The sequence below is a fragment of the Brevibacillus thermoruber 423 genome (assembly GCF_000454065.1).
Taxonomy (GTDB): domain Bacteria; phylum Bacillota; class Bacilli; order Brevibacillales; family Brevibacillaceae; genus Brevibacillus; species Brevibacillus thermoruber.
In genome coordinates this window covers 527,036-539,596 of sequence record NZ_KE695651.1, presented here as the reverse complement: position 1 = coordinate 539,596, position 12,561 = coordinate 527,036, and the positions used below count along the sequence as shown (strand labels likewise).

Sequence of the window (12,561 nt, the reverse complement as noted above, 5' to 3'; positions counted from 1 at the left end):
TCCGGTTTTTTTGTATGTCTAGGAGACCAGCAAACGCTTGATGCGCCAGTCCAGCTCAATGGGGGAAAACGGTTTGGTGATATAGTCGGCAACGCCTTTTTGGAAGCATTTGGTCATGTCATCCTCCAGACGTTTGTCCGTCAGCACCACGATTTTGCATCGCGCGTCAGGTTCCTGCTGCTCGCGAAGCCAATCGATCACCTGGTACCCGTTCATCACCGGCAGCGTCAGTTCCGTGATCACGAGGTCGGGACGCAGCTGCAGGTACTTTTCCATCCCCTCTGCGCCGTCCTTCGCGGTATGCACGTCGTACCCGCTGCGAGCGAACCGAACCGCCAGGAGCTGCCTGACGACGGGGTCGCTCTCGATCAACAGCAGGCGGTGAGGCCGCACGGACGGCTGGCACACGACAAACTGCAAGCCGTCAGCGGCGCCGGCCTCACGGTCCAGCCGCCGGATCACTTCCTGATACAACGCCTCGAACGATTCGCCGCTTTCGGGAAAGCTGGCGATGCAGACGTGCCCCTGCAGCCGGTGGCGATCGCGCAGCCTCTCCTTGACCTGCAGCGCCAGATAGTGCGTATCGGCCAGCGATGTGCCATCCAGCAAGAGGAACAGCACCTTCGACTGCTCGTCGTAAAACACCTGGACGGCCCGCTGGGGATCGCGCTCCTGGATCAACTGCTGCAGCCCGGCCCATTCCGGGTCGCCGTCTGGTTCGCATCGGGCGGCAATCAGACCGCACGCCAGGTTGCTGGCCTCGTAGTACCGCAGAAAATACGACAGCTTTTCGGCAAACCGGGACTCTGCCACACGTTGGTTACCGCTTGTAGGCATCTTCTCCACTCCTTTGCAGATGCGTCACGATTGTCGCGTCTCTACTTTCCAGCTCTGCCGCGTCATGACACCCCACGTGTTGTTCTTGCGGAAAAACTCAATGTGACCGAGGAGGCGCCAAATCGCTCCCAATTGGTAGTACCCGAAAAACATCAGGAACCCGTACCCCAACAGTTTGGCGAGGTCGCTCATTTTCGGATAGCGGCGGAACGCCCGCTCTTCCAGCAAAATCGCACTGACGGTGAGCATGTAACCGAACAAGAGGTTGATCGCCATAAAGACCAGCACGATGTGGGCATGGGTCATGTCCATCCAACTGTATCCCAGCAGGGCGAGCAGCCCAGTCAGCTTGAAATAGGGATTCAGCGTTTCAAACAGCACGTTGTACGGCATGGTCAACAGGCCCATCACCTTGTACTTAGGGTTGAACAGCATGTGCCGGTATTCCAGCATGTTTTTCAGGTTGCCCCGGCCCCAGCGCTTCCGCTGGCTGCTCAAGATGCGGAACGTGTCCGGCGCCTGCGTCCAGCAGACGGCATCGGGACAAAAGGCAACACGGTACTTTTGCTTGTTCTCCAGCATGTACTTGTGCAGCTTGATGATGATGTTCATATCCTCGCCGGGGTACCCTTCGCGGTAGCCGCCCACTTTGATCACGCAGTCTTTGCGGAAGAGGCCGAACGCCCCCGACACGATGATCAGCCCGTTGATCGAGCTCCATCCAATCCGGCCGCCGAGAAAGGCCTTCATGTATTCGATGGTCTGAAACATCGGCAGCAGTTTGTCGGGCAGTTTCACTTCCTTGACGATGCCGTCCTCGATCAGGCAGCCGTTGGCGATGCGCACGTTGCCGCCGATGGCGACGGTCTCTTCCGGATTTTCCATGTACACCTGCGCCATCCGGATGAGCGCGTCTTTTTCCAGCAAGGAATCGGCATCAATCGACGCGATCAGCGGATAGTGGGACAAGTTGATGCCTGCGTTGAGCGAGTCCGCCTTGCCGCCGTTTTCCTTGTCGATGACATAGAGCTGCGGGTACTGCGGGTTGTGATAAATCCCGTTGACGGGCGACGAATGCACCACGTTGCGGATCCGGGCGTGCGGCTGCCGGATTAATCCGAACTCGCGGATCAGCACCTGCAGCGTCTCGTCCTTGGACCCGTCGTTGATCACGATCACTTCGTACTGCGGATAATGCAGAGCCAGCAGGGAACGAACGTTCTCGATAATTGTCAGCTCCTCGTTGTACGCCGGCACCAGGATGGAGACGGGCGGCACCCGCTCCGATCCGGCAAGTGACTGGTAGCGGGTAAACCGGGATCGCTTCATGATCGACGAGATGTTCAGATGCGAGAAGATGGTAATCAGCAGGTAAATCGAGTTGACCACCAAGACGTAGTACATGGCAAACAACCCGTAACCCAGCAACAGATCGCGCATAATTCCTCCTTTCCCTCCGAAGAAAACCTCAATCGTAGACCTTCCGATGAAGCTGTCCTTCTGTCACGGAAGTTGTTCGTGCTGCAATCTCCCTTCTCGGGGAAGTACTCCACGCCTATCCCGTCATATGGCCCGCCCGCTGCGTGTTGAAATAAGAGTGGTACATGGCATGCTTGGTTTTGGCTCCCGCGGCACCAGCCTGACCGCTGCCGGTGCTCTCGTCGCGGAGCGCGTCCTGGATATTTTGCATGGCCAGGTCGGCGATTTCTTTTTGCTTCGCCTGCGAGGCGATCTCGCACAGGGCACGGAATCCGTCGTCGCCCAGTTTGGCCAGGCTGCGGGCGGCATTGTACCGCACCCACCAGTTCTCGTCGTCAATGGACCGGCTGAGCAGCGGCACATAGCTGTCGTCCGCCCATCTGCCGATCGACTTGGCCGTGAGCGATCTGATCTCCCAATCCGGGTGCTTGATGAGCGATTCCACCTGCTGCGGCGTCACCCAATCCCCCGTCCGGAGCAGAAGCTTGGCCGCGTTGATGCGGACCTCTTTCTCGTCCGCTCCGATCAGCTTCCACAAGCTGCCGATCAGCTCCCGGTCAGCCGTGGACGGCATCCCGGCCATCGCAACCAGCACCAGCCGCCAATCGGAATGCTCGATCCACTCCCGCATCAGCGGCGCGGGATCGACGGCCGACTCGCACAGGATCTCGGCCAAAAGCCGGGGCGATTCCGGAGAAAGGGCGACCATGTGCGCGACCATTTCGCGCAGGTCCGCCGTATCCCGGGCGCAGCGGGCGATCGCTCGGGCGATGATAAAGCGCCCCGGTTCGTCCCGCTCCGTTTTCAGGACCGACAACAGCGCGGGAGCGGCCTGGCTGCAGCCCATCGCCCCCAGTTTGTAGGCGGCGTCCAAGCGGTTTACGCCAAACGAACGGGTGAGACGGGCCAGTTCTTTTTCCGGCAGCCCCAGCCGCTCAAACAGCTCGGCCAGACGCTCGCGATGCTTTCCTTTGACGCGCTCGGCCAGCTCGATCAACTGCTCTTCCAGCACGGCCAGGTCCCACTTGCCGAGCGGACCGACCGGGAGTTTCAACTCCTCGTCCGCATCGAGATGGGCGATGACGTACGCAACATAGTCCTGCTGCTTTTTTCGTGCTTCGTCTTTCATGCGGGCCATTCGCAGGTTTCGCCACTTGATCACGAGCAGGAGGACCACCCCGCTGACAATCAGTGCGGATGCGACGCAGATAAACCCGTATGCGATCTGCAGATGTTGAAACATGCTTCTCGCACTCCTCTCCTCTCCTCTGACTTGACCACTAGCGGTAGGCCGGAATGGTCTGCAGCGCTTTCTGGTAGATCGAATAGCTCTCCTTTTTTCGTTCCGAAAACTGCGGCTGCTCCCAATCCCGCCAGGTATACCGCTCCCATGTCGAGAGCGGCACAACGGTGTCGCCCACTCCGCGGAGCCGTCCGGACGCTTTTTCCCCCCGCAGGCCAATGATGCGAATCCCTTCGGTTGCGACGGCGGTAAACGACTTGGTTTTGCCGTCTCCATAGCTCAGGACGTGTTTCGTGCTCGGATCGGTAAATCCCAGCAGCATCCAGGGAATGCGCACTTCCAACCACTCACCGTTGACCTGCCAGTGTGCCTGCGAGCTGTAGCCTTCTTTTCCAACAGCGGTCGTCCCCCGACGCAGCTTTCCTACCACCACCTCCTCAAACGGATGGACCTGCTTCGTATCCGGGGGCGACATCTCCAGGCTGACCGCCAGCTTCACCGGCGTAAACAGGCCGGAATTGTCTCGGCGCTCCTCCTCCGGGACGTTGATCATCCCGAACCGCTCCCCGTACAGTCGGCGGTGAAAATCGTACTGGGCCGCCAGTTTGACCTGGCTTTCCTGCTCGGTTCCCAACACCGCGAGCGCCTCCAGGCCTTCGTCCAGCGACAGTCCGGGAAGTTCGCCGGACTGCCGGTTGCCGCCCGGAATGGTGTCAAAGCCGATGTACACCGTTTCCTTCTCCGGCTGGAACGCACCGTCCAACCGGGCCAGCAGGTAGACGTACGCTTCGTCATGCGTCATCCAGATGTCGCGGAATCCGGGCATGTGTGCCGGGATCCTGCGCTTTTCCTCCGCCGGCAGCCTGTCCCAATCGTCCGCCTTCCCGTCTATGACCAGGTCATCCTCCTTGCCGGCGTCCATCGCCAACAGTCCGAAGAACGATTCGTTGGTCAGTTCGTTTTTCCAGTAGGCGCGCCGGTCTTCCGGGATCTCGAACCGCATGGTGTTCCACGTCCGTTTGAACCATTCGTCCTGCCAGGCGAACAGAATGGCGCCCGAATACCCCTCGGCGTATATCTCCTGAAGCAGTTCCGCATTGATGCGTCCTTGCTCGCGCTCGTCGTGTCCGCCCTGGTCGCGCCCCAAGGGGCCGAGGTGCGCGACTCCCAAGGAAGAGGGAACGCCAAATTCGGTAACCATGACAGGCATCCCCCTGTGGTGAGATTTCAACTGCCTGAGGTAGGCTTTGTACGGATCGACCTCGCCGCGCTCGTTTTTCACCGTCCTCAACGCCGGATCAAAGCGGAAAAAGTCGGGATAATACGGATAGACGTGATAGGCGGCGAAGAAGCCCGCCTCCCAGTTGACGGTCCGGATATGCGTCGGATCGACACTGACCATGTCCTCGTGAATGATCGGCTCGCCCGGATGGGAGAGCGGATCGGTGGTGACCCAGTTGGTAAACGTCACCGGATGCTGCCAGCCCCGTTTGGCCTCCAACTGCGCCGTATAATCCAGCATCTCCGCCAGCCAGCTTTCAAACGGCGTGGCTGCGGGAGCGGCCTGAAAGTGACGCCCGTGATACATCGGTTCCTGTTTGCGCACCCGGTTTGTCTGGCTCACCATTTCCGGGTCCCACTCGGTGCCGACATGCCAGCCCAACAGGTACGGACCGGCATTGGCCGTGTATGTACCGCTTGCTTTGCCCTGCCGCTCGGGAATCTCGATGTCCCCGTACACCGCTCCGACGGCGTATTCGATCTCCTGGCGAAACTCGGTCTTGATCTCCGGCAAAAACGCGTCCTTCTTTTCGATCAGCGCTTCTTCCGGCGACCAGATTCCCTGAATCAGGTAGAGCGGATCATCGGCGTGCTTCCGGTTGAACTCCACCAGTGCCTCGTAGAAGACCGGCTGATGGATGGTGTAGATCCGCACGGCTCTGACACCCAATTCGTGCATCATGCCGAACCAGCGTTCGTAGTCTTCCTTTTGGATCGGCAGCTCGCCAGGATAGTGCCCCGGCAGGGAAGCCCCCAAGTTGATCCCTTTGACGAAGTAGGGTTTCCACGCGCTGTCTTTGTACATCTGAAGCTGCTCGCCGTGCGTGCGGAATTTCAAATGGTGCCCCTCCGCCGTTTGCCCCGTCTCAACCTGGGCAGACGTGGGAAACATCCACATGGCATAGCCGATCGCGACGCCGGCGAATCCCGCGAGGAGCAGCCACCTGATTCGTTTGCGAATCCCTGCCTTCTCCATCTCGACACTCCCCGATCACGTTTTACTCGGATTGACACGCCTGTCGGTCATTATACGGCAGGAAATTCCACACGGGCCATAGTCGCAGTTTCCTGCTTCACGAACACCTGTTTTGTAAAGAAAATGTAATACAATTCCAATTTCGTGCCCTTATTCCCAGAGAATTCATCAGCCAGTCCTGCAACCTTTTGGGAGACATATGGACAAAAGAAATGGGATGGCAGGATGTGTAAACCATGACGTAGGTCCAAGTTACTTGAAAAAATTGGTATGTTGCTCCCAAAAAAACAGCCTTCCACTTTGCATGGAAGGCTGTTTTTTTACATTTTCTTTACAGCAAGGCTGGGTCTACTGTTGGGTGGTGTGCTGCTGACCAATCTCGATTTTGCCCAAGGCCTGTTTCATTTTATCCAACTGCATCTGGTAATCCCGCACCACCTCGGTCAAGACGCTGACCGACTCCTTGAAGTCGGGTTCGTTGGTAATCCTGTCGATGGCTCTATGTAAATGGAGCATCTTGTTTTCCGTTTCCCGCAGCAGATCGAGCAACTGCAATCCGTTCACCACAATATCACCTCATCCGTTTTTTCATATCGTCTCCACCCGACCGGCTGGCTATACGCACGCGAAAAAGCCCGACGGTTTTCGTCGGGCTCTTGGGCACATCGGTTAGCTGCGGGACGCGGCCAGGGAGACGAACGTTTCGACATCTTCCGCGATCAAGGCAAGCGAGCCGCGCCAGAAGTCGGCGGACCGGACGTCCACGTCCATGATGGCGGCGACGTCGGCAATGTTCATCTTGCCGGTGACCGCAAGCAGTTGATCGTATTGTTCGACAAACGAGGCGCCGCGCTTCAGGTACTCGGCGTACAGCCCCTTGGCAAACAGGAGGCCAAAGGCGTACGGGAAGTTGTAGAAATTGTAATCGGCGTAGTAGTAGTGCGGCTTGCACACCCACATGTACGGGTGCAGGAATTCGTGGTCCAGCCCGTCGCCGTACGCCTCTTTTTGCGCCTGCAGCATGATCGCCTTCAACTCGCTGACGGGAAGCGAACCGTTTTCGCGGCGCTTGAACAGCTCTGACTCAAACAGGTAGCGGCTGTAGATGTCGACGATTACCTGTCCCGCGCCGGAGATGTCATTTTCCAAAATGGCAAACGCCTCTTCCTCCGTCGCCTGCTGAAGCGCCGCTTTGGCGATGATTGTCTCGCAGAAGATGGAGGCCGTCTCCGCGATCGGCAGCGGGTAGTCGCTGTTCAAAAACGCTTCGTCCACCAGGCACTCGCCGTGATAGCCGTGTCCCAGTTCGTGGGCCAGCGTGCTCACGTCGTTGTACGAGCCGGTAAAGTTGGACATGATCCGGCTTTCTTTAACGACGTGCAGGTTGTAGCAGAACGCGCCGCCCCGTTTGCCTTCGCGCGGTTCGGCGTCAATCCAGCGGTTGTCAAACGCGCGCGCGGCATAGTTGGCCAGCTTTTCGCTGAAGCTGCCAAAGTGTTTGACGATAAAGTCCCGCGCCTCCTGATAGGTAAACCGCATGTCCGCTTCTCCCACGGGCGCGAACAGATCGTAGAACGGCAGCCCGTTCGCGTGGCCCAACAGCTTCGCTTTCGTCCGGTAGTACTTGTGAAAGACGGGCAGGCTTTCGCGCATCGCAGTCAGCATCGCGTCCAGCGTTTCCTTGTCCATGCGGGAGTCCTGCAGCGTTTTGTCGAGAGCCGATTGGTAGCCGCGCAGTTTGACGGTGGTGATCACCTCTCCCTTGATGCCGTTCAGGCAGGCTGCGGACGATTCCTCGATTTTCTTGTAGGCGGCCAGTTCCGCCTCATACGCCGTCCTGCGCACCTGCGGGTCTTTTTCGTAGGCCATGTTGCGCACGACCGTCAGCGGAAGCTGTTTCGCTTCGCCGTCCACGGTAATGTCCACCAGCAGCGTGGAGGTGAGCAGCTCCTGCAGCTTTGCCCAGGCGTTGGAGCCGGTGTTTTTCATCTTCGCCAGGATGATTTCTTCCTTTTCGCTCAGCATGTACTTCGCCTTTTCCGCCGTCTCGGTGAGGAAGAACCGGTGCGTTTCCAGCAGCGGAGACTGGCTGATCAGGCTGTCCAGGCCGGAAAGCGCTCCCAACCATTGTTGAAACAGGACGCCCGGCTCCACCAGTTCCACCGCCTGCTCCTGAATCCGTTCCACCAACTGCAGGGCGCGTTCGTTTTTCGCGTCAACGCTTGCGGTCAGCTCCGCGTAGCTGTACAGGCGGGACTGCGTTTGCAGCACGGACGTGAGTTTGGTTATGTACGTCTCCATTTTTTCAACCGCGTCATTCTGCCCGTGCAGGTGTTCTTTGCTCCACGCCTTCAGTTCCTTCATTTCGCTGCACAATTTGTCCCAATCTTTTTGCAGTTCCGGGGAATCGAAGGACGGGTACAACACGTCCAAATTCCAGCGCATGTCCATAAGCGCGTGCCTCCTTCTTCTTGATCAACCACTTCCTTATTGTAAAAAAAATCTTATGGAGTGAGCAAGTTTTTGCCAAAAGGAACCCCCTACCCTGATCCCGGGTAGGGGGCCGCGCTTACATGTTGATGTCTTCCTCGGGATGCTGCGCCAAGGTCTGCCGGTTGATCGCCAGCGTCAGCAGGGAGCAGAGGATCAGAAATCCGCTGAGAAAAAACAAGCCGGCTGTAACGCTGCCCGTCGCTTCCTTCAGATACCCGAGCGCATAGGGGCCGAGAAAACCGCCCAGGTTGCCGATGGAGTTGATCAGCGCGATGCCCACGGCCGCCGCCTCCTCGCTGAGAAACAGCGCGGGCAGCGCCCAGAACGGCCCAAAAAAGCTGTAAATCCCGGCCGTCACCACCCCCATCATGAGGACGGACAGGTACGGATCGTCGGTAAAGGCGCACACGATCAATCCGATCGCTCCCACCGCCGGCGGGATGGCCGCGTGCATCCGCCGTTCCCCCGTCCGGTCCGAGCGGCGGGCCCACACAATCATCGCCAATCCGCCGATCACATAGGGGATCATCGTGACCAGTCCCACCTGCGTATTGGTCAGCTTGCTGGAGAGCAGCTTGATGATCGTCGGCATCCAGAAACCGATTCCATACAGCCCCACGACCAATGTGAGGTAGATCAGGGCCAGGTGCCACACGCGCGGATTGGCCAGCACTTCTTTGGTCGTATACCGCTTGCGGGCCTGTTTGGCCTTCTGTTCGCGGGCCAGTTCCGCTTTGAGCCACTGCTTCTCTTCCGCGGTCAGCCAGTGCGCGTCATCGGGACGGTCCGTCAGGTAGAAATAGGTGACGACGCCGCAGATGACTGCCGGGATGCCCTCCAGGATGAACATCCAGCGCCATCCCGGCATGCCGAACCAGTTGATGTGGTCCATGATCCAGGTGGAGACCGGGGCCCCGACGATGTTGGAGGCGGCCAGCGCGGTCATGAACAAGGCAAACGCACGTGCCTGCTCCCGCGCCCGAAACCAGTAGGTAATGTAGAGGATGATCCCGGGGAAAAAGCCCGCCTCCGCCACGCCCAGAAGAAAGCGGAGAAGGTAGAGGTGCACGGCGTTCTGCGCCCATGCCGTGACGATCACGACCAGCCCCCAGCTCACGATGATGCGGGCGATCCAGATGCGGGCGCCGATCCGGTGCATCAGGATATTGCTGGGAATTTCAAACAGAAAGTACCCGATGAAAAAGATGCCGGACACGAGACCGAACACCTCGGCCGTCAATCCCAGCGCCTGGTTCATCTCCAGGGCGGCGTAGCCCAGGTTGACCCTGTCCAGAAACGCGACGATGTAGAGGAGAAAAATAAAGGGGATGATTCGCCGCATCACCTTGCGGACGGTTCGCTCGCCGACGGATGGCTGCACGGCTTGTTCCTGGTTCATTGGGATTCCTCCTTTCCTCTCTTCAGGCGTGAACCGGCTGCGTCAGATAGGTTAGCGCGGACAGGGCGAACAGTTGGGTCGCTTCCACGAGCTGTGTGATCTCCACGTACTCGTCGGCGTGGTGCGGGATGTGCCGGTCCCCTGCGCCGGTGGTCAGGATCGGGATGCCGGCCTTGTGCAGAAACGTCCCGTCGGTGGCGCCGGGCACTCCGTTGAAAACCGGTTCCTTTTTCGCCACTTCCCGGTATGCCGCCGCTGCCGCCTGCACCACATCCGCCTCCATCGGCGTCAGCGTCCAGGGACGTTCCTCGATCACGTCCAGCACGGCCTTGAACTGGTCGTCCTCGCGCGCCAACTGCTCCAGAATGGCGTTCATCTCCCGGCGCAGCGCGTCGTGATCCTGACCGGGCACCGTGCGGATGTCCAGCGTGGTCATGCACTGGTCGGGAACGACGTTGATCTGCGGTTCCCCATTGACAGGGGCCTGCAAAATCGTCGGCGTGATGCTGGGCCATCCGAGCATGGGATGCTGCCCCAGCCGGGCACACTCTCTCTGTTCCAGCTCCTCCAGCGCGAGTATCGCCCGGGCCATGCGGGTGTTGGGATTCACCCCGGTCAGCGGCATGGCGCCGTGGGCCATTTTGCCGTAGGTCCGCAGGATGGCCCGCATCGCTCCCTTCTGCGTGACGCAGAGCTGGTTTTCCTCCGGCTCGCAGATGATCGCGGCATCCACGCCCTCCGCCCACCCGCGGCGGATGAAATCCTTGATCCCGATCATCATGCCTTCTTCGTCGCAGGGGATGCAGAGCAGGATTTTTCCCGGAAACGGGATGGCGGAACGCTGAATCGCCTTGACGGCGCAGATTGCCGCCGCCAGGTTGCCTTTGGTGTCGCAGGTGCCCCGGCCGTAGATGCGGCCGCCTGCAATCTGCCCGCCGAACGGGTCGTAGCTCCACGCGTCGCGGTCCCCCTCCGTCACGACGTCCGTATGCGCCTCAAAGAGAAGCGTTTTGCCCGGACGGCCGGAATCGTAAAAGGCGATCACGTTGGGCCGCCCCGGCACCACTTCCTCGTAAAACACCTGAAGTCCCATCTCCTGCAGGGTATCGGCGACAAATTGGGCGACCCGCTCTTCGTTGCCGTCCGGCTGACCGGGCCGATACACGCTCGGGATGCGCACCAGCTCCTGCGTCAGGCGAACGACTTCCTGCTCATCGACAAAGGAAATGACTTGGTTCATGGACATTCGCTCCTCTCCAGATTCTGCACGGATACGGCGATGGGACGGCATACCGCCGGCCCGCTTCCGTCCGTCTCCCCTGCACCACGACTCCCGCCGGCATTCCCGCCTGCCTCATGATGCACGCACACCGGCAGGGGTTCCGCTCTCGGCTAAAAATCTCCTGAAATTTTCGACTTTTGTTTGCCGGCCGAGCCGATTTTCTTCCACGCCACCACGACGGCCAGCGTCACGATGACGGAGACGATCGCTTCCGGAAGGCCGCTAAACACCGCTACGCTGACGGCGACGCCGAACGGCATGTAGCCGCGGACAACCGCCATCCCGAGCACCAGGATCGTGTTCGTCATCGAGCCCACAAAGCCGGCAAGGCCAATCGCCGCATGCTCGTTGACACGCCGCAGGCCCGCGTACGTCAGGTACGCCGTGACCCCGATAAACAGCCGCGGCAGGATGGCGACCAGCGGGTCTTTAAACAGCGGGACGGTGGCGTTTAAAAATGAAGAGACACCGAAAATGAGACCAATCACCAACCCAACGCCCCATCCTTCCACAATGCCGCCGATCACCGCGGGGATGTGCATGATCGTCGCACTGCCCGCCGCCGTCGGGACCGGAATGAAGCCGAGCCGCGTCACGCCCAGCAGGATGGCGATGGCCCCAAGCACACCCGCGATGACAATTTTGCGAACCGTCAAGCCCTTTTCCATGCGTCTTCCTCCTTTGGATGCCGATTGCTGGGGAAATCCCCGTCCAGGGTGAACTCCCCACTACCACGGTATTCCCACCATCACCGCGGACATGACAACGCTTACAGCAACGGCGGCGTAATCCCGGCCGTGCGCCGTGTAATGGGCGTAACGCGTCCGGGCCGCCCCCGGCGTGTAGCAGCGCGCCTCCATGGCGAGAATCAGGTCCTCCGCGCGGGACAGGGCCACGTTGAACAGGGGGATGAGAATCGGGAACATGTCTTTCGTCCGCTTGACGATCCGCCACCACTCGCCGGTGCCGAAGTCGGCGCCGCGCGACGCCTGGGCTTTCATCATCTTTTCCATTTCCATCGCAAAGGTAGGCACGAAGCGGATCGCGATGGTGATGATCAGGGCGAACGCGTGGACGGGAAACCGGATTGTTTCCAGCGGTCTCAGGAGCCGCTCCATCCCGTGCGTCAGCTCGGTCGTCGAAGTGCTGAGGGTCAGCACGCTGGAGAGAAAGATCACCTCCACGAACCGCATCGCCGACACGATCACCAACCGCACGCTTTCGCTGGAAATGGTCACAACCCCGTACTGGAGATAGATTGTCCCGCCCTGGGCGATTTCCCCGTAAAAGAGAAGCTGCAAAACGGCCAGGATGAGGATGAACGGAACGGCCGGCTTCACCCCGGACAGGCCGTACCGCAGCGGAATCCTGGCGAGGTGAAACAGCCACAGGCAGACAAGGAGAGCGAACAGGTTGCCCACGTAGGTGCCGCAGATCGCGATGGCGAGAATGAGGATGACAAAGGCGGCCAACTTAAACCGCGGATCGAGCCGGTGCACAATCGAACCCGTCGGCAGATACTGGCCGATCGTTATGTTTCGGGTCAGTTCAAATTCGGCGGACATGCGAAT

10 protein-coding genes are annotated in these 12,561 nt (G+C 59.5%); all 10 read right to left on the bottom strand.

The window, feature by feature from the left end:
* Window positions 1–18 precede the first annotated feature (18 nt).
* The 10 genes from M516_RS0114100 to M516_RS0114055 all read right to left on the bottom strand — a co-directional run bounded on the left by M516_RS0114100 (window position 19) and on the right by M516_RS0114055 (window position 12,555).
* Window positions 19–837 carry a response regulator transcription factor gene (locus tag M516_RS0114100; RefSeq protein ID WP_081656545.1) on the bottom strand — a complete coding sequence of 273 codons (819 nt, stop codon included), beginning with the start codon at window positions 835–837 and terminating at the stop codon, window positions 19–21.
* Between the two features lie 24 nt (window positions 838–861).
* On the bottom strand, window positions 862–2,277 hold the full coding sequence (locus tag M516_RS0114095; protein ID WP_029099713.1) for a glycosyltransferase family 2 protein: 1,416 nt from the start codon (window positions 2,275–2,277) through the stop codon (window positions 862–864).
* A gap of 115 nt (window positions 2,278–2,392) precedes the next feature.
* Window positions 2,393–3,559, bottom strand: coding sequence for a HEAT repeat domain-containing protein (locus M516_RS0114090; RefSeq protein ID WP_029099712.1), 1,167 nt, complete (start codon window positions 3,557–3,559; stop codon window positions 2,393–2,395).
* 37 nt (window positions 3,560–3,596) lie between these two features.
* Entirely contained in the window at window positions 3,597–5,816 is a 2,220-nt protein-coding gene (locus M516_RS0114085) for a hypothetical protein (RefSeq protein WP_029099711.1), read from the bottom strand.
* Window positions 5,817–6,164: 348 nt separating this feature from the next.
* Window positions 6,165–6,383 carry a hypothetical protein gene (locus tag M516_RS0114080; protein WP_029099710.1) on the bottom strand — a complete coding sequence of 73 codons (219 nt, stop codon included), beginning with the start codon at window positions 6,381–6,383 and terminating at the stop codon, window positions 6,165–6,167.
* A 102-nt stretch (window positions 6,384–6,485) separates the two neighbouring features.
* Window positions 6,486–8,267 (bottom strand): M3 family oligoendopeptidase, encoded by a 1,782-nt coding sequence (locus M516_RS0114075; RefSeq protein ID WP_029099709.1) that lies wholly within the window; start codon window positions 8,265–8,267, stop codon window positions 6,486–6,488.
* 118 nt (window positions 8,268–8,385) lie between these two features.
* Window positions 8,386–9,708: an MFS transporter gene (locus tag M516_RS23490; RefSeq protein ID WP_035289735.1), complete on the bottom strand. Its 1,323-nt coding sequence runs from the start codon at window positions 9,706–9,708 to the stop codon at window positions 8,386–8,388.
* Between the two features lie 22 nt (window positions 9,709–9,730).
* Entirely contained in the window at window positions 9,731–10,948 is a 1,218-nt protein-coding gene (locus M516_RS0114065; protein ID WP_029099708.1) for a M20 family metallopeptidase, read from the bottom strand.
* Between the two features lie 152 nt (window positions 10,949–11,100).
* The gene (locus M516_RS0114060; RefSeq protein ID WP_029099707.1) at window positions 11,101–11,658 is read right to left on the bottom strand and encodes an ECF transporter S component; all 558 of its coding nucleotides are present in this window, start codon (window positions 11,656–11,658) and stop codon (window positions 11,101–11,103) included.
* Window positions 11,659–11,718: 60 nt separating this feature from the next.
* Window positions 11,719–12,555 carry an energy-coupling factor transporter transmembrane component T family protein gene (locus M516_RS0114055; RefSeq protein ID WP_029099706.1) on the bottom strand — a complete coding sequence of 279 codons (837 nt, stop codon included), beginning with the start codon at window positions 12,553–12,555 and terminating at the stop codon, window positions 11,719–11,721.
* Window positions 12,556–12,561 lie beyond the last annotated feature (6 nt).